This is a genomic window from Amycolatopsis sp. lyj-112 (assembly GCF_046549055.1).
Classification (GTDB): Bacteria; Actinomycetota; Actinomycetes; order Mycobacteriales; family Pseudonocardiaceae; genus Amycolatopsis.
The window spans coordinates 487,415-510,650 of the sequence record NZ_JAJPWS010000002.1 but is presented as its reverse complement, the minus strand read 5'-3'; the positions used below and the strand labels follow the sequence as shown (position 1 = coordinate 510,650).

At 67.7% G+C, this 23,236-nt stretch carries 19 protein-coding genes; 6 read left to right on the top strand and 13 right to left on the bottom strand.

Annotation, left to right across the window (positions count from 1 at the left end; genetic code table 11):
• Positions 1 to 40: 40 nt before the first annotated feature.
• Positions 41 to 688 carry a hypothetical protein gene (locus tag ACLJRL_RS09215; RefSeq protein WP_410655652.1) on the top strand — a complete coding sequence of 216 codons (648 nt, stop codon included), beginning with the start codon at positions 41 to 43 and terminating at the stop codon, positions 686 to 688.
• Here the strand turns inward: ACLJRL_RS09215 and ACLJRL_RS09210 are convergent.
• Entirely contained in the window at positions 685 to 1,641 is a 957-nt protein-coding gene (locus tag ACLJRL_RS09210) for an ABC transporter substrate-binding protein (RefSeq protein ID WP_410655651.1), read from the bottom strand. The two genes, ACLJRL_RS09215 and ACLJRL_RS09210, sit on opposite strands and share 4 nt — an antisense overlap.
• Before the next feature lie 192 nt (positions 1,642 to 1,833).
• Here ACLJRL_RS09210 and ACLJRL_RS09205 point away from each other — a divergent pair, with 192 nt between their 5' ends.
• Entirely contained in the window at positions 1,834 to 4,557 is a 2,724-nt protein-coding gene (locus ACLJRL_RS09205) for a nitrate- and nitrite sensing domain-containing protein (protein ID WP_410655650.1), read from the top strand.
• 16 nt (positions 4,558 to 4,573) lie between these two features.
• Positions 4,574 to 5,251 carry a copper homeostasis protein CutC gene (locus ACLJRL_RS09200; protein WP_410655649.1) on the top strand — a complete coding sequence of 226 codons (678 nt, stop codon included), beginning with the start codon at positions 4,574 to 4,576 and terminating at the stop codon, positions 5,249 to 5,251.
• Here the strand turns inward: ACLJRL_RS09200 and ACLJRL_RS09195 are convergent.
• The 6 genes from ACLJRL_RS09195 to ACLJRL_RS09170 all read right to left on the bottom strand — a co-directional run bounded on the left by ACLJRL_RS09195 (position 5,241) and on the right by ACLJRL_RS09170 (position 9,460).
• Positions 5,241 to 5,996 (bottom strand): ESX secretion-associated protein EspG, encoded by a 756-nt coding sequence (locus ACLJRL_RS09195; protein WP_410655648.1) that lies wholly within the window; start codon positions 5,994 to 5,996, stop codon positions 5,241 to 5,243. The two genes, ACLJRL_RS09200 and ACLJRL_RS09195, sit on opposite strands and share 11 nt — an antisense overlap.
• A complete protein-coding gene (locus ACLJRL_RS09190) occupies positions 5,997 to 7,241 on the bottom strand; it encodes a hypothetical protein (protein WP_410655647.1) in 1,245 nt (414 codons plus the stop codon).
• A gap of 1 nt (position 7,242) precedes the next feature.
• On the bottom strand, positions 7,243 to 7,812 hold the full coding sequence (locus ACLJRL_RS09185; RefSeq protein WP_410656160.1) for a DUF3558 domain-containing protein: 570 nt from the start codon (positions 7,810 to 7,812) through the stop codon (positions 7,243 to 7,245).
• Between the two features lie 47 nt (positions 7,813 to 7,859).
• Positions 7,860 to 8,363, bottom strand: coding sequence for a hypothetical protein (locus ACLJRL_RS09180; RefSeq protein ID WP_410655646.1), 504 nt, complete (start codon positions 8,361 to 8,363; stop codon positions 7,860 to 7,862).
• Positions 8,364 to 8,426: 63 nt separating this feature from the next.
• Entirely contained in the window at positions 8,427 to 8,972 is a 546-nt protein-coding gene (locus ACLJRL_RS09175; protein ID WP_410655645.1) for a DUF3558 family protein, read from the bottom strand.
• The gene (locus tag ACLJRL_RS09170) at positions 8,969 to 9,460 is read right to left on the bottom strand and encodes a hypothetical protein (protein WP_410655644.1); all 492 of its coding nucleotides are present in this window, start codon (positions 9,458 to 9,460) and stop codon (positions 8,969 to 8,971) included. The genes ACLJRL_RS09175 and ACLJRL_RS09170 overlap by 4 nt, the downstream gene beginning before the upstream one ends.
• Between ACLJRL_RS09170 and ACLJRL_RS09165 the strand changes: the two genes are divergently transcribed.
• On the top strand, positions 9,459 to 10,301 hold the full coding sequence (locus ACLJRL_RS09165; protein ID WP_410655643.1) for a helix-turn-helix domain-containing protein: 843 nt from the start codon (positions 9,459 to 9,461) through the stop codon (positions 10,299 to 10,301). The two genes, ACLJRL_RS09170 and ACLJRL_RS09165, sit on opposite strands and share 2 nt — an antisense overlap.
• A gap of 43 nt (positions 10,302 to 10,344) precedes the next feature.
• On the opposite strand, the gene ACLJRL_RS09160 is transcribed toward ACLJRL_RS09165, so the two are convergent.
• Positions 10,345 to 12,837 (bottom strand): protein kinase domain-containing protein, encoded by a 2,493-nt coding sequence (locus ACLJRL_RS09160; RefSeq protein ID WP_410655642.1) that lies wholly within the window; start codon positions 12,835 to 12,837, stop codon positions 10,345 to 10,347.
• A 78-nt stretch (positions 12,838 to 12,915) separates the two neighbouring features.
• Here ACLJRL_RS09160 and mdlC point away from each other — a divergent pair, with 78 nt between their 5' ends.
• Complete coding sequence (mdlC, locus tag ACLJRL_RS09155) at positions 12,916 to 14,499, top strand: benzoylformate decarboxylase (RefSeq protein WP_410655641.1); 1,584 nt, start codon at positions 12,916 to 12,918, stop codon at positions 14,497 to 14,499.
• A gap of 96 nt (positions 14,500 to 14,595) precedes the next feature.
• Here the strand turns inward: mdlC and ACLJRL_RS09150 are convergent, their stop codons facing one another.
• The 5 genes from ACLJRL_RS09150 to ACLJRL_RS09130 form a co-directional block, all read right to left on the bottom strand.
• On the bottom strand, positions 14,596 to 15,462 hold the full coding sequence (locus ACLJRL_RS09150) for an ABC transporter ATP-binding protein (protein WP_410655640.1): 867 nt from the start codon (positions 15,460 to 15,462) through the stop codon (positions 14,596 to 14,598).
• A gap of 26 nt (positions 15,463 to 15,488) precedes the next feature.
• The gene (locus tag ACLJRL_RS09145; protein ID WP_410655639.1) at positions 15,489 to 16,322 is read right to left on the bottom strand and encodes an ABC transporter permease; all 834 of its coding nucleotides are present in this window, start codon (positions 16,320 to 16,322) and stop codon (positions 15,489 to 15,491) included.
• Positions 16,319 to 17,089, bottom strand: a complete 771-nt coding sequence (locus ACLJRL_RS09140; RefSeq protein ID WP_410655638.1) for an ABC transporter permease — start codon at positions 17,087 to 17,089, stop codon at positions 16,319 to 16,321. The genes ACLJRL_RS09145 and ACLJRL_RS09140 overlap by 4 nt, the downstream gene beginning before the upstream one ends.
• 8 nt (positions 17,090 to 17,097) lie before the next feature.
• On the bottom strand, positions 17,098 to 18,099 hold the full coding sequence (locus tag ACLJRL_RS09135; protein ID WP_410655637.1) for an ABC transporter substrate-binding protein: 1,002 nt from the start codon (positions 18,097 to 18,099) through the stop codon (positions 17,098 to 17,100).
• A 249-nt stretch (positions 18,100 to 18,348) separates the two neighbouring features.
• A complete protein-coding gene (locus tag ACLJRL_RS09130; protein ID WP_410656159.1) occupies positions 18,349 to 19,305 on the bottom strand; it encodes an ABC transporter substrate-binding protein in 957 nt (318 codons plus the stop codon).
• Positions 19,306 to 20,111: 806 nt separating this feature from the next.
• On the opposite strand from ACLJRL_RS09130, the gene ACLJRL_RS09125 reads away from it, so the two are divergent.
• Positions 20,112 to 23,234, top strand: coding sequence for a nitrate- and nitrite sensing domain-containing protein (locus ACLJRL_RS09125; RefSeq protein WP_410656158.1), 3,123 nt, complete (start codon positions 20,112 to 20,114; stop codon positions 23,232 to 23,234).
• The last annotated feature ends 2 nt before the right edge of the window (positions 23,235 to 23,236 follow it).

The window sequence follows — 23,236 nt, the reverse complement described above, 5'->3', positions numbered from 1 at the left end:
CGCTGGTGGAAGGATGTGCGGGAGGTGACTGGAGGGGATCTTGACGACTACACCGACCGGCGGGGCGCCCGAGTACGACCCGTTCAACGTGCCCGGGCCACCGCCAGGGATGCCGCCCGGGATGCCGGAAGTGGGACCGCCGACGCCGTTCCCGAGGCCGACACCGCTGAGCGTGCTGGCGAAGGTGTCCATCGTGCTGGGGGTCGTCGCCGCACTGGGACTGGGAAGCCTGGCGGCCTGGGGGATTTCGCGGTCGAGCGGGCTCACCACGCTCGAAGCGGGCAAGTGCCTCTATCTGACCGACGAGGCCGGCGGCGGCCAGAGCTACAACACCGTCAGCTGCACGTCGAACCGCGCGACCTTCCGGGTCGACCAGGTGCGCACCGGCGCCTCCGAGTGCCGCGGTGCCGATTATGTCCAGTTCGAGTTGTTCGGCAGCTCGTCGGACCGCAAGGCCAAGTCGACGCTCTGCCTGGCGCTGAACGTCGAGACCGGCGACTGCCTGCGTGACGTCGTGCACGAGACGCGGATCGCGAAGGTCCGCTGCTCGGATATCAGCGCGGAGTCACGGGTGGTGGTGATGCAGGGCTCGTCGGAGACGGCCTGCGCGTCGGACGACACCGCCCTGCACTACGCGGGGCCGCCCGAACGCACCGTCTGCCTGCGGCCCACCGGGGAAAATATTTAGCGCGGCACGAGTGCCTGGACGTCGAGCCGGGCGCCGATCATGCCGGAGTTGTGCATCAGGTCGGCGACGCGCTGCAGCCGGATGCCGTTGAGGGAGACCGGGTACGTCCCGAGCGAGATCAGCGAGGCCGTCGTCCGGTCGATGTCGGAGAACGTCGGCAGCGCGTCGCGGACGACGGCCGGGTCCGCGGCGCGCACCTGCGCGTCGCTCAGCACCTTCCGGAACGCCGCCAGTGTGCGCACGTTGCCCTGGCCGAACGCGCCGGCCGAAACGTAGGCCGACATCGGGAAGTCCAGCGTCGCGCCGCGGCCGCCGTCGGCGAGGATGCTCGCACCGAGTTCCTTCTCGGCCCTGGTGATGTACGGCTCGACCATCCACGCGGCGTCGGCCTCGCCCGCTTGCAACGCCTGCGGCATCCGGTCGAACGGGTGCTGCTTGAACTGGATCTTCGTCACATCGACGCCCGCGGTCGCGAGCACCGAACGGGCCGCCAGCACGCCGACGTCGTCGAGCATGTTCACCGCGACCTTCGGTGACCGCTTCACCGTCGGCTCGGTGTAGTCGGAGCCGGGAAGTGTGACGAGCGCCATGGTGTTGCGGCCGGCGGTGTAGGCCTCGCCCTGCAACTGCAGCGCCGTCCCGGCCGCGGCGGCGCGGAAGATCGACACATCGCTGGCGAAAACGATGTCGATCTCTCCCGCGGAGAGCTTGTTGATCGCCTGGTCGGCGGCGACATCGACGAGGGTGACCGAAAGTCCGGCGGCACTGAACTTCCCGTCCGCCACGGCGATCCTCAGGGGGGCGGTGTCGATGGGGTTGCTGACGCCGATCCGTAGTTCAGTTCGTTCGAGGGGTGCCTCCGAGGTCGAGTCACCACCGGAAAACACTCCGCAACCAGTCGTCGTCAGCAGAGCCGCTACCAGCGAAATCCCCAGCCTGCGCATGATCGTCACCGCTCACCTACCGAGAGAATGTGCTCCTCCTTCTGGATCGTATGGTCTGAGCCCCATACGATCGCCTGCGGGAGACGCCGCACAAGCGCGGCTTTCGATCGTTCTCGAACCTTGTTACTCTACAGTAGGTTCGGGCGCTCGTCCCCGATGTCAGCCACGGGAAAGGGTCCCGTGGTGGGAAAAGGAAACCAGGTGACCCGTCGCGACAAGCGTCCCCGTGGGGGCGACGCGGCGGAACGACATCCGCGCGTCGGCGGTAGATGGCGTCTCCGTAACTGGCATCTGCGCACAAAGCTCTTCGTGGTGCTGCTGATTCCCGCGCTCGCGGTGGTCGCCCTCGTCGGTCTCCGGGTCAACTCGGATCTGCGGGATGCCCAGCAGCTGGCCGAATTCGCCACCCGCGGCCGGGTCGACAGCACGGTCGCCGAGGCGGTGCACCAGCTTCAGCGCGAACGCGACCTCACCACCCGGTTCGTCGCGGGCGATCGCAAGGGCGACGTCTCCGAACTGACCGAGCAGCGCAAACGCTCCGACGAGGCCATCGGCGCCTTCGACCGCACGCTCGGCGAAAGCAAGAGCCGGCTCGGCGACAAGGCCGCGACCAGCCTGCAGCTGACCAGCGATCGCCTGCGCGTGCTCTCCGGTCTGCGGTTTTCCGCGGAGCACTCCGCTTTTCCCGCCGACGCGGTGCTGCGCTCCTACAGCGAACTGATCTCCGGCCTGCTCGACATCAGCGATTCCACCGCCGCCGACGTCTCCGACCCGGATCTGGCGAAACTCCGGCTCGCCGGGAACGCGCTCGCCCGGATCAAGGACCAGATGTCGGTCAAACGGGGAATCCTGGCGGCCGCGCTCGCCCAAGGAAGCCTCAACCGGGACCGGACGCGCGCGCTGCTCGGCGCCGAAGCCGAACTCGCCGCCGCCCGCAACGACTTCCGCACCTTCGCCACGCCCGAACAGCAGCGGATGTACGACGACACGGTGATCGGCCTGATCGTCGACATCGGCAACGACATCGTCGAATCCGCCCTCATCCGGGCGGAGAACGACCAGGGGCTCGGCGGGCTGGACGCGGACAAGTGGGACACCTCCGCCACCTATACGGTCAATCTGGCCCACCAGGTGCAGCAGGCGCTGCTCGTCCAGTTGCAGGAACGCACGGACACCCTTGCGGCGCAAGCGAGAACGTCCGCGATCTGGGACGGCGGCATCGTGCTCGCGGTGCTGATGGTGGCCGGCGTGCTCTCGGTGATCATCGCGCGTTCCCTGTTGCGGCCGTTGAGGATCCTGCGGCGCAGCGCGCTGGACGTCGCCGAACGCCAGCTGCCCGCCGCCGTGGAAGGCCTGCTCAGCGATCCCGAGCCACAACCGGAGAACCTGCGCCGACGGCTGGCCGTCGCGCCGGTGCCGGTGTTCAGCCGCGAGGAACTCGGCCAGGTGGCGCGGGCGTTCGACGCGGTGCACGGCGAGGCCGTCCGGCTGGCCGGGGAACAGGCGATGCTGCGGGAGAACATCAACGCGATGTTCGTCAACCTGTCGCAGCGCAGCCAGGATCTTGTCGAACGGCAGCTTTCCGTGCTGGACCGGATGGAGGCCGACGAACAGGACCCCGACACGCTCGCCGGGCTGTTCGAACTCGACCACCTCGCGACGCGGATGCGGCGCAACAGCGAGAACCTGCTGGTGCTTTCGGGGACCGACGTCGTCCGCGAGGACGGCGGCGTCGTCGTGGCCGACGAGATCATCGGAGCCGCGCTCTCGGAGGTCGAGCACTACCAGCGCATCGAACTCGGTGCGGAGCCGCGGGTCGCGGTGCGCGGCGAGGCCGTGAACGACCTCGTGCACGTGGTGTCCGAGTTGCTGGAGAACGCCACGCGCTATTCGGACCAGAGCACCATGGTGCAGGTCGAAGGCCGGGTGACCGACCGCGGCGAGTGGCTGATCGAGATCACCGACCACGGCGCCGGGATGCCGCAGGCGGAGATCGACCGGACCAACACACGGCTGGCGAATCCGCCCGACGTCGACGTCGAGGTCTCGCGGCGGATGGGGCTGTTCGTGGTCGCGACGCTGGCCGTGCGGCACCGCATCGACGTCCGGCTGAAGTCCGCCGCCGGCGGCGGGATCACCGCGACGGTCCTCGTGCCCACGGCGCTCATGGCCGACGCGCCGCAGCCCGCGCCGATGCCGGAACCCGCGCCTGTGCAGCCCACGCCCGAGCCGGAACCGGAACCGCCGCTGGAAGTCCCTCCGCTTCCCGAGCCTGAGGAGAGCGTGGAGGAGTCGAGGTTCGCGCCCGTACTGGAACCGGGCCCGCTACGGCGTGCGCCCGTCGTCGAGCGCGAGACGGCACCGGAATGGCCCTCGACGGACGACGACGCGGGCAACCACCTGGAGATGGACTCGCCGACCGAGCGGATGCCGAAGTACCACGACGTGCTTTCGCAGTGGTTCGATCACGGCGGTCCGCGCGAGGGTCCTTCGCCCGCTGAGCCGGGTCCGCCGTCCATGCCGTCGTTCGAGCCGGTGAAGGCGGCCGAACAGGCCGGGGCGGAAGCCTGGCCGGAGGAACCGTCGCAGGATCCCGACGAGCCGACCGAGCCGGCGCTGAAGCCGGTGGCCGCGAAGGAAACGGCTCCCGAGCCTTCCCCCGAGCCGGAACCTGAGCCTGAAGCCGAGCACGCCTGGCCGACGCCCGATGAGCTCGAACAGGAGGACGGGGCGGAGGACACCTGGCCGGTGTTGCCCGCCGCCGTCCCGGAGGCGCGGTCGCAGGACGACAGGCCGGATAAGCCGCGAGGGGAGAGGCCGATACTCTCACTTTCCCCCGAAGCGGTCCGCGAACGGATGACCAGCCTGCAAGGCGGTTTCCGGCGCGGTCGCCACGCCCGGGGTGACGACAACCCCTCGGCATAAGCGAATTGGAAGGTCCATGAGTTCGAAAACCGGCCTGCTGGAAGTGATCGCGCTCAACGCGGTGGACGCGGAGCGCGCGCAGGAGGGTGGGGCCGACCGCCTCGAACTGGTCAGCGACATGGCCAGCGACGGCCTCACGCCGTCACTCGAGACAGTGCGCGACGTGCTCGGCGCCACCGACCTCCCGGTCCGGGTCATGGTGCGGGACAACATGTCCTTCGCCCCCGGCGACCTCGACGGGCTGCGCGCGGAAACCGCGCGGCTGATCGACGCGGGGGCGCGCGAGTTCGTCTTCGGTTTCCTGGACGCGGAAAGCGAAATCGACGTCGACTCCTGCGAGACGCTGGTCAAGGACCTCGACGGCCTGCCGTGGACCTTCCACCGCGCGATCGACCGCGCGCGGGACCCGTTGAGCGCCTACGACCAGCTGGCCGCGCTCGGCTGCGACACGGTGCTCGCCGCCGGGCATCCGCACGGGGTGGCGCACGGTCTTTCGGTGCTGCAGCAGCTCGCCCGCCGTACGGACGGGCCGCAGCTGCTGGTGGGCGGTGGCCTGCGGGCGCAGCAGGTGCATCTGCTGCGGGCGGGCGGGGTGCGCGCCTTCCACATCGGCAGTGCGGTCCGTCCTGGTGGCTGGGATGCCGCTGTCGACGCCGCCGGTGTCCGCGAGTGGGCGGCCCTGGTCAAGAGCTGAGCGCGTCGCGGACGCGTTCGAGGGCGGTGGCGACGTCCCGCGCGCTCGCGGGCGTGAGCGTCAAGCGCTCGTCGTCGTAGTGCTTGACGGCGGTGACGATCCAGCGGCCCTCGTCGGTGTCGTAGACCCGCAGGGGATCGCTGACCACGCGGTGCCCGTCGGACTTCCTGGTCTCCATGTACAGCTCCGCGATCACCCAAGGCTGAAGCGACGCGAAACGTTGCGCGCGCCGGACGTCGGCGCTGGGAGTCACCGCTCCGACGACCTCGCGGCTCAGTGCCTGCATTTCCGAGCGCAGCACGGTGATCGAGGGGACCGGCGACTTGCCGACGTCCGCGGGGAGGACGTCCGCGAGCACGCCGGTGAGCCGATCCTTGTGGAACGTGCGCACGTAGACGTCGTCGCCGTCCCGCACCGCGATGAGCCGGAACCAGACGGATCCCGCGACGAGCACGCCGAGGTTGACGCCCGTGGTGGTGTCGGCGATCCAGCCGAAGCTCGCCTCCGCCGGGCTGGACAGCAGGACGGCGATGTCACGAAAGTCGGGCTCGTCCGCGTCGCGCGGATCGCCGCCGTAGCGGGCCTTCGCGGACTTGAGCGCCTTGGTGGCTTCGGCGCGGGCGGAGTCGTCCAGCCACACCGCCTGCGGCGCGAGAACGGGGTGCAGCTCGCCGCCCGTGGTCTCGGTGACCAGGGCGGCGAGCTGATCCACCGCGAACCGTTCCGGCTCGGTGAACCAGACCATCTACTTGCCGATGACCGGAGGTGTCGGGGACATGCCGGTCGTCGGATCGACGATCTTCTCGCCCTTTTCGCCGGGCAGGAAGTGAGAATCGTCGTCGAGCACGTACTTGCGCTGGTGCTCGTCGTCCTCGCCGCCCTTGCCGCGCTGCCCGGCCGCTCCCGGCGCCATCCCGCCCACGCCGGGTTTCCCGGCCGCGCCGCCGCGCATGCCCGGCTCGGCGATGCCGCGCGTGCCCGCCATTCCGGAACCCGAGCCCGGCCCGCCCCCGAGCCGCCCGCCCGTGCCGCCGCCAGTACCCGGTCCGGCGGTTCCCGGCCCGCCGATCCGGCCCGCGCCGGGCCCGCTGAGACGTCCCGCTCCTGGCCCTGATCCCGGTACGCCGGTGCGTCCCGGGCCGCCGGGTACGCCGGGTCCGGTGACCGGCGGGAGCCAGTTCGGGTTGCCGCTGATCGGCGGTCCGCTGATCGGCGGGCGGGGCACGTCCGTGATCGGGGTGCGGATGGGGTTCGGCTTCGGGTGATCCTCGACCGGCCGCGTCGTCTGGTCTTCGCCCTTCGCGACAGGTACGGGCTGCTTCGGTACGTCCACAGTGGACTCTTTGGGGCCTGGCTGAGGCGTGCCCGGCTTCGGAGCCGGAGTCTGGCCGGGAGTCCTCGGCGTCTTCTTGCGCTGCTCCGGTGCGCCACGGAACCCGTCGATCGCTCCGGGCTTCTCGCCGGGAGCCCCCTGCGAGACACTGAAAGCGCCCGGGTCGATGGTGCCGTAGGTGACCGGCATCCTCGCGCCGTTGTCGCCGGAGATCTTGGTCCAGCCGTCCATGACCGACACGTTGCTCTGCGCCGCGTTGTTCGACGCGGTCGTGGCCTCGAAGTAGTTCTTGGCCCCGCCTTCGATCATTTCGTCGAACGAGGCCGGCATCGGCGGGATCGGCGGCACGGGCTGGACCGCGTTCTTGGTGGCGTGGAAGCTGGCGACCTGAGTGCTGAGCAGGTTGTCGGCGAACTCCATCTCGCCACCCGCCTGGCCATGCGCGACGGCGAGAGGGCCCGCACCGCGCTGGGCGGCACCGGCGGCGTCGCCTTGCCAGTGTTCTTCGAGGGCCGCGGCGGCCCTGGTGATCTCGGCCTGGAGGCGGCCGTACTCGACACGGACCTCGACTAGCTGCCGTTGCGCTGCTTCGAGCCCACCCGGGCCGGGGGCGTTCGCGAAGTTCTCGTAGATCTGCTGGCCGTTCATCACTCCCATCTCAAGCCCCCTTCTTGATGGTTTCGATCACAGCTGTTGCCACGTTCTTCGCAGCCACGCAGCTGTCGTTGCCTGGCCTAGCTTGAAGGTCTACCGAGAAGAACATCGTGTCCGTGGCAGCAGTGGAAATACCGCAACTGCCGCCGTCGCGTAGATCCGAGATCCCGTTGTAAACAGCTGGATAGCCACTCACGGTTGCAGGCTCGAAGTAGCCGTTCTTCCACCAGCCAGTCTCGTCGAGGGCGTATAGGTGGCTCAGGCCATCGGGAAGCTTGCGGGCGAACGTCAGGCTGATACTCGTATCCCCGTTCGACCCGATCTCCCAGCGACAGCTCGGGTCTCCTTCGACGTCTTGAGGCGTGCCAGGACCGCGGACGTTGAATTCCTGCTGTTGCTCCTGAGTCAGCGTCGTGCAGGGTGACTCGACGTACTTGGCCGGTTCCAACGGGCTGGCCACTCTGGGCGCTTTCGTGTGGCTCTCGTGCCCGTTCGAAGAGGGCGCAGCGGTACTAGTGGAACTTGAGCTGGCACTGGGCTGTCCCGGCACATCCGATTTGCATGCAGACACCATGGCGAGTGGAACGGCTGCTGCTGCGATGAGCTGAAGCCATCGGCGATTCATGTGGCAGGTCGCTCCTTGAACAAGGCCGATGTTTCCTCATCGTGCTGTTTGTATGTTCCGTTCGCTTTGCGCAGAGAATCAATGAGGCCTTGCGCGTATTCAAGTATCGCAAGGTTGTTGGCCGCGGCTGCGGCCAACGAGTCTCGAACCTTGGCCGCGTTCGCGACCGCGGGAGGATCATTCGATGGTGGTGTTGCGTTTCGAGCCGCTCCCATGAGGTCCACATGAGCTGCGCGGCTGCGATCGCGGATGTCCTCGAACGTGCGGATCTGTGCGGCTAACGCCTCCGGATCGATCCGGTACCCCGCGCCCCCGGTCGGAGCAGCGCCGAAGCCCATCCCAAGCTTGTCGATCACGCTGGGCGGCGGTGGCGGCTCCTTCAGGTTCGCGCGCAGGTCCGTATCCGCTCTCGCGGTCTTGACCTGCTGCGCTATCTCCTGTTCGGCCTGCGTGGCTCTGCCGTGGTCCGGCGCGCCCATGACGTCCTCCCCTGTGGTCATCCCACACCCTCCGACGGAAGATCATAGGACATCGTTCCGCAACGGTGGGGTTACTCAGAGGAGTCACTGAGTGTGATTAAGCGTTTCGATCACCGACGAGGCGATGGCTCGTGCGAATTCGCATCCGGTGCCACCTTGGTGGGCGTGGGAGAAGACGGCGAAGAACAGCTGGTCCGTGAGAGCGACGTTCAGATCGCACTTTCCGATCGGTCGATCGTCCCTGATCGCGGCGAAGACGGCGGGGTAACCCGATACGGTGACGGGTTCGAAGTAGCCGTTCTTCCAGGCGTCGTTCCGATGGTATTCGTAAAGCTGTTCGAGTCCTTTGGTGATTTCCGGAAAGAGCAGGATGTCGATGGTCAACGGCTTGCCCTCGCCGGTGGTCATTTTGCAGCCCGGGGTCTTGCCGCGGTCGGTTTCTTCGATGCGTACGAGGGTCGGGTTGTTCGGGAACACCGCGCACGGGTCGGCCAGCAGTCCGGCGGCATCGAGCGGCTTCGGGACGAGTGGGGCTTTGCGCCCGAGCCCGACGTCGATTACATCCTGTGACGGTGTTGCCCCGCAGGCTGAGATGAAGAGAAGTATGACGATCGCCAACAAGCGTTTCATTGCTGCGCCCCCTTCGCGATGCATGAGCCGCAGCGTTCGTGACGGGTGATCTTGCCGGTCAGGTCGTGGCCGTAGAAGGGGAAGCATGCGGCGCCGCAATTCGCGATGTAGAGGAGGCCGAGCCGCAGTCGTCCCTTGCCGACATAGTGGGCGCGACGTTGTCCCAGGGAAGGGGTTCCGGCCTCGGGGATCCAGCCGCCCGCCGGTAGCCGTTGTGCGGCAAGACGATCGAGTTCGTCGGCGTAGGTGACAAGATCCGTGCCGACCTCATTCAGACGTTCGCCGAGGTCCCGCAGGCTGTCCGCGCGGATCGGCGTGGGGGAGAGCCACGTGATGTCCTTGGGCAACGTCGTGGCCAAGTCGTGCAAGCGCTCGAAAAGGCGTTCGTCCACAGTCATGCGCGGCATGTTCGGTGCTTCAAAACGGCAACACCAAATGTCGATCACCCGGTCGGGATCGCCGGGCTCCGGTGACACACTGCGCGGCATGACGGCACTGGTGGCTACCTCGCGGGCGCGCGCTCTCGGCGCCGCGATTCGTGCTGCGCGCAGGCGAAGAGGGATGGGACTGCGGGAGCTTTCGCGGCTCGCTGAGGTTCCAAGTCCGCAGTTGTCCCACTGGGAGAAAGGAACTCGACTTCCGAAGGTCGAGGAGCTGGCCGGTCTGCTCGCCTACTTGCGGGTGGTGGGTGAGGAGAAGGCGTGGTTCATCGAGTTGGCGCGCAACGCGCACGAGCCGGACTGGTTAGAACAGAATCAGCCCGGTGTGCCGCCAGGTTTGGCTTCGTTCATCGAATACGAGAGAACCGCGACCGCGGTCTTCAACTGGCAGCCGGTATTGATCCCCGGCATCTTCCAAACCTCTGCCTACGCCCGGGCGATCTTTGGCGGCGGCTCTTTGGCTCAAGATGATGTCGAACAGCGGTTGATGGTGCGCCTGGCTCGCAGAGAACTGCTAAGACGGTCAACTCTGCGCTATACCGCACTACTCGGCGAGATTGCCCTCAGGCAAGGCATCGGGGGAGATGCCGTGATGTGCGACCAACTCAAGCGGCTGCTCACGTTTGCGCAGCTGAGCAATGTGACGGTTCGGGTGTTGCCGTTCGGCGACGGCTATCACCCAGGGCTCAATGGATCGTTCGGCATCCTGGACTTCGATGATCTCCCGACGATCGTTCACGTGGAGCACTTCCGCTGCAGCGCGTATCTCTGCGCCGAAGACAAGGTGGCGGTATATCGGGCGGCCGCGAAGACCATGGTGAAGCTGTCTCTGGATGAGGCCGCGTCGTCCGCGGTGATCCAAGGGGTGATCACCGAACTGGAGGAATAGTTTATGAACTGCCCTGAAGCGTGGTCAGCCCTGACCCGCCGCCTCAAGCGCCGTTGAGCAGCGCCTCCACCTTTGAGACCAGTTCGGCCCGCCCCTGGTTCCGATAGATCTCGACAGCTTCAAGCCACATCTCGCGCGCCTTGTCGCCGTCACCGAGCGCGGCATGGCAATTTCCCAGTTCCACCAACGTTTCCGCCTCGCTGTCCGGGAAACCGTGTCCACGAAGCAGAGAAAGCGCCGCCTCGCAGTGCGTGCGCGCCTCGTCGAACCGGCCGAGCTTGCCCGTGTGTCGGCCCATCGCGTTGAGGGCCACGGCTTCCAGCGCGGGCTCGTCCAGCGTCTTGAACCGCTCTCGGGCGAGCGTCGAGTATTCCAGGGCCACTTCGTCATCCTCGCGCCGTTCCCAGAGCAGGCCGAGAATCTGGTACGAGCGGCCTTTCCCTTGCTCGTCCTCGGTTGCCTCGTACAACGAAAGCGCGATCCGGAGGTGATCCAGCGCTTTGTCGAGATCGGCCGTCCGGGAGTACGCGTGCCCGAGACATCGGTGGCACAGCGCCTTCGCGGCGGGATCGTCGAGGCGTTCGGCGGCCGACAGCGCCCGGTGCCACACCGCCAAGTCTTCCCCGACGCGCCCGCGCCGGGAATGGAAAGTGGTCAGCGTCGATGCGAGTTGCCAGACCTGCTCGTCCCAAGCGTGTTCGACGGCGAGTTGCTGGACGGCCAGCAGCATCGGCTGTTCCGCATCGAACCAGTCCAGTGCGGCCGCGGCGTCGGCCAGTCGTTCCGGCACGTAGCCCGAGGGGGCGGGGCCGAGGTCGATCAAGCGCCCGAGCGGGTCGAGCAGCCCTGTGGCCCGGTGCGCGGTGTGCAGAGAGAAATCGACAAGCCGGCGTAGCGCCTCGCCTTGCTCTTCCGGTGAGTAGCGCAGCCGAGCCCCTTGGGCCGCATAGAGCCGCACGAGATCGTGCATGCGCCAGCGGCCGTCGACATATTCATCCACAAGGGACTGTCGTTCGAGTGTTCGCAGCGTGGCCTTGGCTTCCGCGATCGAACCGTCGATCAGGTTCGCGACGGCGGGGAGCGGGAGGTCCGGTCCCGGCGCCAGGCCGAGCAGTTCGAAGAGTTCCCGGTGCCTCTCCACCAGCGCGTAGTACGACATTTCCAGCGCCGCTTCGAGCCCTGTGGCCGGGTTGCGGTCGTCAAGCGGGTCGAGCCTGCTCCGGGTACCGCGAAGGATCGCGGCGGCGGTTCCCAGGAAGAACCCGGGATGCGCGGTCAGCCGTCCGGCGACGATCGCCAGCGCCAGCGGAAGACCGCAGCAATGGGTCAGGATCTCTTCGAACGCTTCGGGTTCCGTGGCGGCCCGGTCCTCGCCGATACGCCGGACGAGCATCGCCCGCGCCTCGCGCACCGGCACCGTGTCCAGCGATACCGAGTGCGCGGCGTGGTCCGGCATCCAGCCGCGGCTGGTGATGAGCACCGTGCACTCCGGCGTACCCGGAAGCAGGTCGGCGATCTGCCCGGCGTCCCGCGCGTTGTCCAGCAGGATCAGCATGCGCTTCCCCGCGACGAGATTCCGGTACAGAACCATCTGCGCTTGCCGGTCGGCCGGGACCTCGTCCGGTGGCACCCCGAGCGCGGTGAGGAAACCGTGCAGCGCCGCTTCGGAATCGTTCAGGTTCACGAAAAGCTGTCCGTCCGGGAACCGTCGCAGGTTGTCGTGCGCCCAGCGCAACGCCAGCCAGGTCTTGCCGATCCCGCCCAGCCCGTCGATGACGACGACGTCGCCGGAGATCGCTTCGAGTTCCCCTTCGCGGCCTTCGAAGTGGACAGGCGCTGGAGGAAGCTGACGCGGCACGAGCGACGTCGACGCGGGCGGTGGGTTCTCGGCGACTTCCAGCAGCAGGGCACTCGCCTCGGCGGCCGTCGGGCGCTTGCGCGGATCCGGATCGGTCAAAACAGCCAGGAGTCCGGAGATGCCGCCCTCGGTCACCGCCGCGAGCGTCACGCCGAGCGCGTGGACATCGAACGCCGGGTCCGAGGCTTCGTCATCGGTGGCCAGGAATTCCGGACTGCCCGCGTTCGACCACACCGCGATGCCGAGATCGGTGAGCTTGGCCGTGCCGTCCTCGGCGACGAGCACGTTTCCCGGCGTGATGTCCCGGTGCACCAGGCCTTTGGCGTGCATCGCGGCCAGCGTCGCCGCCACCTGCGCGCCGATCTCCGCGGCCTTCCCGGCCGGGAGAAGATCACCCGTCCGCAGCATCTCGGCGAGACTGCGCGAGGGCAGGTACTCCATCACCAGCCAGCGCCCGCGCCGTTCCCGGACGACGTCCAAGACCGCGACGACGCCCGCGTGCCGCAGGCCCGCGCCGATTCTCGCCTCACGCCGGACCTGTTCGCCGGAGCGCGCGAGTTTGACGGCGACGACCCGGCGCAGTTCGAGATCCAGCGCCCGCCAGACCTCGCCCCGCTCGCCGGCGCCGACGACCTCCTCCAGCCGATAGCGGCCGGCGATCATCTCCCCCTTGCGCACGCCGTCAAGGTTAGAGCACGGACGGTGACTTGAGGTTGCATCTTCAACTACCGAGATCCGACCGGCTAGCGTGGGGGCATGGCTACCCGCACCGTACGTGACGCGACCAGGGAACTGCTGCGTGAACTGGGCCTGACCACGGTTTTCGGCAATCCCGGAACTACTGAAATCGCTTTCCTCACCGATTGGCCCGACGACTTCACCTACGTGCTCGCCCTGCAAGAGGCGTCCGTCGTCGCGATGGCCGACGGATACGCGCGCGCGTCGCGGCGTCCGGTGCTGGTGAACCTGCATTCGGCGGGCGGGGTCGGGCACGCGCTCGGGCACGTGTTCACCGCGTACCGCAACAACGCGCCGCTGATCATCGTCGCCGGGCAGCAGACCCGGTCGCTGCTCCCGGACGAACCCTTCCTCGGCGCCGTCGACGCGACGAGTTTCCCCAAGCCGTACGTCAAGTGGAGCTGTGAACCGGCCAGGGCCGAGGACGTCCCCGCGGCGCTGGCGCGGGCGTACCACATGGCGACGCAGGCCCCCATGGGTCCGGTGTTCGTCTCCGTCCCGGTGGACGACTGGGACGTCGAGACCACGAAGCCGATCGTGTCCCGCCCGCGGATCCCCGGTTTCGCCCCTGATCCGGCCACCCTGGACGAACTGGTGTCCGCTTTGGACGCCGCCGAGCGGCCTGCGATCGTCGTCGGGCCGGGCGTCGACGACGAAGGCGCCGTGCCGGACGTCGTCGAACTGGCCGAGAAGATCGGAGCCGGGGTCTGGGCTTCGCCGATGTCGTCGCGCTGCTCCTTCCCCGAGGACCACCCGCAGTTCTTCGGTTTCCTGCAGCCGGAACGGCAGATGCTCGCGAGCGCGCTGACCGAGCACGACGTCGTGGTGGTCATCGGTGCCCCGGCGTTCACCTATCACGTGTACCGCGGCGAGTCGGAGATCCCGCTGCCGCAACTGTTCCTGGTCAGCGACGACGAGCAGATCCTGGCGCGCGCCGCGGTGGGCACCGGCCTCCGTGCGACGCCGAAGCTCGCGATCCGGGCGCTGGTCGAGCGCGCCGCGACCCGTGAGGCGCCGAAGTCCCGCGCGGTGATGGAGAAGCCCGCCGCGGTCACGCCGATCTCGCCGGGCTTCGCCTACGCCACGATCGCGGAAGTGCTGCCGGACAACGCCATCGTCGTCGAAGAGGCGCCGAGCCACCGCAACGACCTGCACGACCACCTGCCGATCACATCCACCGACGCGGGCTTCCTGGCCGTCGCCAGCGGCACCCTGGGCTATGCCCTCCCGGCCGCCGTCGGCGCCGCGATGGCCCGCCCGGACCGCAAGGTCGTGGCCATCCTCGGCGACGGTTCGAGCATGTACTGCATCCAGGCACTGTGGACCGCGGCGCAGCACAACCTGCCTATCACCTTCGTGATCTTCGACAACTCGCAGTACGCCGCCGTGCGCATCCTCGGCGAGGCGGCGGGCGGCGAGAAGGTGCCGGGCGTCGACCTCGGCGGCATCGATTTCCCCGCGCTGGCACAGAGCATGGGCCTGCGGACGTCGGCCGTCGAGAAGGCCGAGGACCTGAAGCCGGCCCTGGAAGCGGCGCTGCCGGACGAGCGCCCGCACCTGGTGCACGTCCGCATCGATCCCAACCCCCGCAAGCTCTACTGAGCGACTGGACGAGTGCTGAAGGGCGCGCTATGAACGAGTCTTTCCTTGCAAATTTTGCAAGGAAAGACTCGTTCATAGCATCGCTGGGGAGAGTGATCAGCCCTTCGTGCGGGCTTCCGTCGCAGCGTCGGCCGCGGCGTCGACCTGGGCCAGGTCCCATTCGGCGGCGTCGGAAGCGGCGGTGACGGCTTCGGGCGCGCCACCCTGCAGCAGCCGCGCCACCTCACCGCGCAGCGTCACGAACTCCGGGGACTCGCGCGTGGTGATCTGGTTCCGTTCGGCGGGCAGCCCGACCGGCAGGTCCGCGACGATCGTGGCGGGCGACTTCGACAGCACCAGCACTCGGTCCGACAGGTAGACGCTCTCGTCGATGTCGTGCGTGACCACGAGAACCGTGCTCCCGTTCTCGCGCTGCACGCGCCGGGTCAGGTCCTCCAGTTCGAACCGCGTCTGCGCGTCGACCGACGCGAACGGCTCGTCCATCAGCAGCAGTGCGGGCCGGCTCGCCAGCGCCCGCGCGATCGACACACGCTGCTGCATACCGCCCGAAAGCTGCCACGGGAACTTCGAGCCGACACCGGACAGGCCGACCGACTCCAGCGCCTCCTGCGCCCGCGTCCGGCGCTCGGAACGGCTCAAGTTGCGCCACCGCAAGGGGAACTCGACGTTCTTCGCGACCGAGAGCCACGGGAACAGCGAGCGGCTGTAGTCCTGGAACACCACGGCCAGGTCTTCCGGCACTCCGGAGACGTCGTCGCCGTGCAGGCTGACCTGTCCGGACGTCGGCTTGATCAGCCCGGCGATGCAGCGCAGCAGGGTCGACTTGCCGCAGCCCGACGGGCCCACGATGCTGGCGAGCTGACCGGCTTCCACGGTGAACGAGAGGTCGTTGACCGCGACGTGCGCCTTTTCTCCCGCGCCGTACCGGTGGTTCAGCCCGGAGACCTCGAGCATGGTTGACATTTGGCTGACCCTTCGAAACTGGGAGACTAGATACGGCCGTTGCGGGTGGGCTGCCAGCGGAGCACTCTCTGCTCCACCGCCAGGAAGGCCGCGTTGAACCCGAAGCCGAGCAGTCCGAGCAGGACCAGCCACGACCACATGAGCGGGAAGTCGAACGCCTGCTGGGCGTCCATCAGGGACCGGCCGATGCCGTTGTAGGAACCGACCAGCTCCGAGATCACCATCAGCAGCAGGGAAATCGACAGGCTGAGCCGCAGGCCGGCGAAGATCTTCGGCCCGGCGGCCGGGAGGACGACCGAGCGCAGCCAGAACGACCTCGGCGTCCGGAACGAGCGCGCGGTCTCGACCTTCACCTGGTCCACCGAGCGGACACCGTCGACGGTGTTGAGCAGCACCGGCCAGATCGCGCCGAAGATGATCGACCCGGTCTGCATACCCGGTCCGAGTCCGAAAAGGACGATGAAGACCGGGATCAGCGCGGGCGGCGGAACCGAACGGAAGAACGCGAACAGCGGGCCGACGTAGTCCATGCCGGTCTTGGACCGTCCTAACGCGACACCCAGGGCGACCCCGATCGCGCCGGCCAGCAGCCAGCCGCCGAGTGTCCGGCCGAGACTGGGCAGGACGTTGTCGAACACGGTGTCGGTGAGGAACAGCTGCGACGCCGGACCGGTGAACCACAGTTTCGCCGCGGCGGCCACGATCTCGCTCGGCGGCGGGAAGAACGGGCTCTCGGCCAGCCGGGTCGAAAGCTCCCAGATTCCCAGCAGGGCGAAGAAGAGCAGCCAGTTGCGGACCAGGATGCCGAGCCCCCGGCCCACCTGCTTGCCGACGCGGCTGGACAGCGTGAGGGTCGTCACGAGACAGCCTCCCGGTCGACGGTGCTCCAGCGGAAGACCCGACGGCCGATCATCTCGAGCCCGCCGTTGATCAGGAAGCCGAGCACGCCGACCACCACGGTCCCGGCGAGTACGAGGTCGAACCTGGTCGAGCCGGTACTGGCCTGCATGATGAAGTTGCCGATGCCGAGTTTGGCGCCGGCCAGGAATTCGGTACTGACCACCGCGATCAGCGCGATGTTGGCGGAGAGCCGGACCCCGGTGAACACGAACGGCGCGGTGTGCGGCAGCGCCACCGACGTCAGCGTCCGGAACTTACCGGTGCCGCAGGCCTTCGCGGTCTCCATCAGTACGGGGTCGATCTCGCCGAGGGCGTAGATCGTGTTGAACATGATCGGCCACAGCGAGGCGTACACGGCCAGCGTGATCTTCGCTTCGGGGCCGCCGCCGATCAGCAGCAGCACCAGCGGGATCAGTGCGACGGCGGGGATCGGCCGCAGGAACTCGACGACCACCGCGGTCGCGGTGCGCAGCCCGGGGATGCTGCCCAGCAGCAGCCCCGCCGGCACGGCGATGGCGACGGCGATGACCAGGGCGATCGCCCACGCGAGGAACGTCGCGATCAGATCGCGGATGAACTGCACCTCACCGAACTGCTCGATGATCGTCACGACGACCACGGACGGCGGGGGGAGGAACTCTTGTCGGACCAGGCCGGCCCGGACGATCACTTCCCAGATCAGGAAGAAACCGGCCAGACCGGCCAGAGCACGGAGAAGTCGTGGCACCTTTACCTTTATCCAGCTTGAGGGGCGAGCATCGACGAGGCGTCGAGCTTGGCGGTGATCACGCCGGTCTGCAGGAGCAGGTCCGGCACGCGCTGCAGGCGACGGGCGTCCAGAGTGGACCCGAACGTCGGCAGCGTCAGCAGCGACGCGGTTTCGGCGTCGACCTTGGCGTACTTGACGACCAGGGGCTCGATCTTGGAACGGTCGGCCGAATCACGCACCGCCTTGCTCATCGCACGCTGGAACGCGGCCACCGTCTTCGGGTTCTTGTCGACGAACGCGCCGAGCGCGCCGAAGCCGGCCAGGGGGAAGTCCTGGGTGGCACCGGTCGAGATGTCGACGACCGGGGTCGCGCCGACCACCTTGGACGCCTGAGTCAGGAACGGCTCGGGCAGGTAGCCCGCGTCGACCTGGCCGGAGCTGAGCGCGGCCGCGATGTTCGGCAGCGCCATCGGCACCCACTGGACCTTGCTGGTGTCGACGCCGTGGTCCTTCATCACCGAGACGGTGAGCAGGTGCGACGCGGTGTTCTTGTCGGTGATCGCGATCTTCTTGCCCGCGAGGTCGTTGATCGTCTTGACCGGTGACTTCGGCACGGTGACGACCGCGTTGCTCTTCGGGCTGGCCGAGACGGAGTCGGCGACGAGCCGGATGTCCGCGGCACCCTTGCTCTTCGCGACGAAGAACGGGAAGTAGGTGGAGAAGGCGATGTCGACCTCGCCACCGATCATCTTGGTCATCGACGCCTGGCCGCTGGGGGCGTCGACCGCTTCGACCTCGAGCCCCTCGGCCTTGAAGTAGCCGCCTTCCTGCGCCAGCCGCAGCGGCGCGAGGTCGACGACGGGCAGCAGGGCAACCTTGATCTTCGTCTTCTCCAGCGTGCCGTCGCCGGACCCACCGGACGTGTCGTCACCGCCGAGCGCGCCGCAACCGCTCAAGGCGGTCAGCATCATCGCGCTCAGGGCGACACCGAGGACACCCCGTCGTCTGCGTGCCCCGCTCCTGCTCATGGCGTTTCGAAACAAAGCCCACTCCTCGGAAACAATGAATCACCGTTTGGGGATTTTTCGTCAGTGTCGTGGCTTTATTTCGCCAGGCACGCGGTCACCTTAGAGATTTGCCCACCTGCTCACAATGGGTGTCGTGAGCGGGTGATCATTTTAGGCCATTCGCCGGATCGCATGATCACCCGCTTGGACATCACTACTTGCAGTAATCAAAAAGCCGATTTGCGGGGATTTCGTGGTGACCGCGCGTCATCAGTTCGAGGACTGAGCCGCGATCATCCCGCTGACGTCGATCTTCGTCTGGATGGCGCCCATCTGCAGGAGAAGGTCCGGCACCCGCTGGATGCGGCGGGCGTCCAACGTGGACTGCAGCGTCAGCAGCGTGGTCAACGCGGCGGTGTCCTGGTCGATCTTGGCGTACTTGACCAGCAGCGGCTCGATCTTGGAGCGGTCGGCCGAGTCGCGGGTCGCCTTCTGCATGGCGCGCTGGAAGGCGGCCACGGTCTTGGGGTTCTCGGCGACGAACTTGCCGATGCCGCCGTAGCCGGCGGTGGGGAAGTCCTGGGTGGCACCGGTGGCGGTGTCCACGACCGGGACCGTGCCCGCGGCCTTCGCGGCCTGGGTGATGAACGGCTCGGTCAGGAAGCCGGCATCGATGTCACCGTTCTTGAGCGCGCCCGCGACGTTCGGCAGCGGCAGCGGCACCCACTGGACCTTGCTGAAGTCGACGCCGTGGTCCTTCATGACCGACTTGGAGAGCGTGTCGGACACGGTGTTCGGCGCGGTGATGCCGATCTTCTTGCCCGCCAGGTCGTTCACACTCTTGACGCTGGACGTCGGGAGCGTGACCAGCATGGTGCTCTTCGGGCCGGCGGAGGAGGCGTCGGCGACCAGCTTGATGTCCGCGGTGCCCTTGCTCACCGCGGTGAAGAACGGCGTGTAGCTCGAGTAGGCGATGTCGACCATGCCGCCGATCAGGTTCGTCAGCGAGATCTGGCCGGTCGCGGCTTCGACCGCCTCGACTTCGAGGCCCTCGGCCTTGAAGTAGCCACCGTCCTGCGCGAGGCGGAAGGGCGCGACGTCGATGGTCGACATCACGGAGACCTTGATCTTCGCCTTCTCCAGGTTCCCGGAGCCGCTGGAAGAGGAGGAATCGTCCCCGCCGAGCAGGCCACAACCGCCGACGGACGTCGACACGAGGGCTGCCATCGCGAGTGCGAGCGCCTTCTTCCCCCGGCCGGCGCTCAGGGCCTTCTTCGAGCTTGCAGAGCCAAGCAAGTGGTGCTCCTGATCAAGGGAGGTCACGTGTGACGTGGCCTGATGATGGATTCGGATGTGACTCATTGTCGGGAGTCACGGGCCCACTGTAGAGAACCGACAACCTGCTCACAATGGGTGGTCATCCTATGATCCTCTGGGGTAACGATCACCCGAACAGGTTGTTTGTCAGAAGTGAACACAACGCGGCGTGTTCGTCCCGTGGGTTTGTTGACAACTGAGTAGCAACGGTCAAGGTCCGTCCGGTGGCTCTTCCCACGTCTTGTCCGAAGGGTTACATCTGGGCCGCCCGTTCGCTACCCTCAGGCACCGGTAGTGAGGTGTGGACCACTGATGTAGTGAAAGAGAGTGCCTTGGATGGCCGAACGCTATGGACCTTTTCCGAGGTGCAAGGCACTCTGTGTTCATCGAATGAGCGTCCATCGAACAAGCGTCCGTCGAACGAATGTCCATCAGGACCGCGCTGTACCGGTGCGAGCCGTCACACTGGCGGGTTAGGCCGAAGAGACCAATGACTTGCCAGCACGAGGATCGAAAGCCATGCCTGGGCTGAACAGCTGCCGCCGCGCCAGGCGGGGTTTCGGCCGGGTACACCCGACAGAGTGCGCCGAAGACGTTCTTCTCGTTCAGATGAGTGAGAACTCGCGCCGTGCCTATCCCTGCCGGGTGGCAGGAGTGAGCGGGTAGTGGTCTTCGGCGACGGATCAAGACAGCAGAACGGCCAGTTCGAGAACGGCATGTCCAAAATGGGCTTTCCCGGCCCGAATGAAGATGATGGTGGTGCGGCGGTGCCGAACGAAGACACCGCGGGGGTTGGAGGGGCCCCTGCGCGGGAGACCGGAGACGGTTCTGGTGGAAAAGCCGGATCGTTCCTGGGTTTGCGTAACTGGCGGCTGCGATCCAAACTCGCGGCGGTCCTGATCATCCCGACGCTGACCGCGCTCGCGCTGGGCGCGTTGCGGGTGATCGACGACAGCGGCGAAGCGGCCCGCTTCCAGGACACGGCCGATCAGGTCGCGTTCGCGGACAAGATCACGCTGGTGGTGCACGAGCTGCAGAGCGAGCGCGCGCTGGCCGTCGCCCGGATCTCGTCCGGTGACGGATCGCGGCAGACCGGTGTCGACGCGCAGATCGCCAAGGTCGACCGCGCCGTCGACGACCTGCGGGCCTCGGCGAACCAGATCAACCCGGACGATCAGGACACGAGGGACCGCTACTCGCGTGGTCTGCAGCGGCTCGACGCCCTGCGCCCGCTGCGCGGCGCGATGAACACCTCGCTGCTCGGCGACACCCCGGTCCTCATCGCCTACTCGGGCATCCTCGACTCGCTGGTGCAGCTGGGCCGCGAGGTCACCACCGCGGTGGCCAACCGGGACGTGCTCCGGCTCGGCGTCACCGTGCAGGCCATCAGTGAGAGCAAGGAGTTCATCGCCCGCGGTGACGCGGCGCTGCTGATCGCCTCCTTCCGCTCGTCGTTCCCCGGCGACCTGTTCGACCAGGCCCGGTCGGCGGTCGCCAGCGGTGACGCCTCGACCGCGGCCTTCGTCGCCAACGCCAGCCCCGAACAGCGGCAGCTCTACTCGGACACCTTCTCCGGCCCCGAGGTCGACGACCGCCGCCGGATCACCACGATGGCGTTCTCGCTGGCCCAGCAGGGCCAGGCTCCGGAGATCGACAACGTCGCGCTGGGCAACGACAGCCGGGTCGCGCTGGACAGGCTGCGCGCGGTCGAGACCAACCTGCTCGGCCAGCTGCGGGCACAGGCCGACGGCCTGGCCACCGACGCGATCAACTCCGCCTGGATCGGCGGCGCGATCGTGCTGCTGGCCCTGTTGGCCGCACTGGCGCTGATGCTCGTCATCGCCCGCCTGATGCTGCGCCCGCTGCGGGTGCTGCGGAAGACCGCGCTCGACGTCGCCTACACCCGGCTGCCGGAAACGGTGCAGGCCATCCTCGACGACCCGGACCCGATCAACGCCTCGAAGCGCCGGGTCGAACCGGTGCCGGTCACCTCGCGTGACGAGATCGGTGAAGTGGCGCGTTCGTTCGACATCGTCCACGAACAGGCCGTCAAGATGGCCGCCGAGCAGGCCCTCCTGCGGGAGAACGTCAACGGCATCTTCGTGAACCTGTCCCGCCGGTCGCAGCGGCTGGTGGAACGCCAGCTCGGCGTCATCGACCGGCTCGAGGCCGACGAGCAGGACCCGGACCACTTGGCCAGCCTGTTCGAGCTCGACCACCTCGCCACGCGGCTGCGCCGTAACGGTGAGAGCCTCCTGGTGCTCTCGGGCGCCGGTCTCGCGAAGTCGGTGCCCAAGCCGGTGCCCGCCGGTGACGTCATCGGCGCCGCGGTCTCGGAGATCGAGCAGTACGCCCGGATCGAGATCGGGATCGTCCCCGACGTCGCGGTCCAGGGCCTGACGATCCACGACCTCGTGCACGTGCTCGCGGAACTGCTGGACAACGCCACCTACTTCTCCGAGCCGGAGACCAAGGTGACCGTCCGCGCGGTGATCACCCGCAAGAAGGCGCTCGCCATCCAGGTCACCGACCACGGTGTCGGCATGACCGAGGAGCGGCTCGCCGAGGTCAACACGCGCCTCGCCGACCCGCCGGACCTGGACGTCTCGGTGACCCGGCGGATGGGCCTGTACGTGGTCGCGCGCCTGGCGCGCCGCCACGGCATCGAGGTCCGGCTGCGGGAGAACGAGGACATCGAAGGCGGCGTGATCGCGCGGGTCGTCGTGCCCGCCGAGCTGCTCACGCAGATGCGGCCCGGCGTGCGGAACACCCTGCCGCCGTCGAACCGCTCGGAAACGTCCATGCCCGGGATGTCCGAGATGTCTGGGCCTTCTACCTCACTGCCGAACATCCCGGCGTCGGACCGCGGCCTGGAGATGACACCGCCTCCGCCGTCGAGGCCGCCGGCTTCGCAGCCGATCGCGCACCAGGGCGGGCTTGTCCCGCTCGACCAGCCGATCAGCCTCGACGACCTGGTCGGGAGCAAGAACGCGGCCGGCCCGTTCCTCAGCCCGGCGGTCCCCGCCGAGGAGACCCCGGCATGGCCGACGGCCGACGACCTGTCCCCGGGGAACGGGGACGGCGCTTCCAGCACCACCGAGACCCAGTTCGCCTCGCTGGTACTGCCGAAGCGGGAGCCGAGGTACGTCCCGGTGAACCCGGTGGAGCCGCCGCAGCGGCACGAGGAGCCCTCGGACACCGGCAAGTCGGCACTCGAGGACGACGTCCCCACCAGGCGGCTCCCGATCTACCAGTCGGTGCTGTCGCGCTGGTTCAGCGAAGGCGACGAGGCGACCGGCGAGACCACGCCCACCCACGCCGCGGAGCCCGAGCCCGCCGCTGAATCGGATGTTCCCGAGCAGGTTCGCCACGACCTCGGCGAACCCGTCGAACCCGTCGTCGAGCAGGAGCCCGAAGAGGTATTGCCCACTCGGATCCCGCAGACTGTTCCGCCGGAGACCGTGCTCCAGGACAATGGCTGGCGCAGCGCGTCCGATGACGGGTGGCAGGCAGCACAGGTCCTGTACGAAGATCGGAACGACGAGATCACCCCGGCGGGCCTCCCCAAACGGGTGCCGAACCAGAATCTCGTTCCAGGTTCGATCGGCGGGAACGAGCCGAAGAAGGAAGACTCGTTCGCCGACAAGACCTCCGGAATGCCGGGCACGGGTGCCATCGCCCGCTCGGCGACGGCGGCTCGGAGTCGGATGGCAAGCTTCCAGAAGGGCTATACATCGGGACGGCACGCGTTGAAGGAACGCCCGCTCGATGCGTCGTATGACAACGGCGTTCCGGTGACTGGCGGGGGTTCCCTTGCCGATGACAGCAGTAAGGAGTGAAA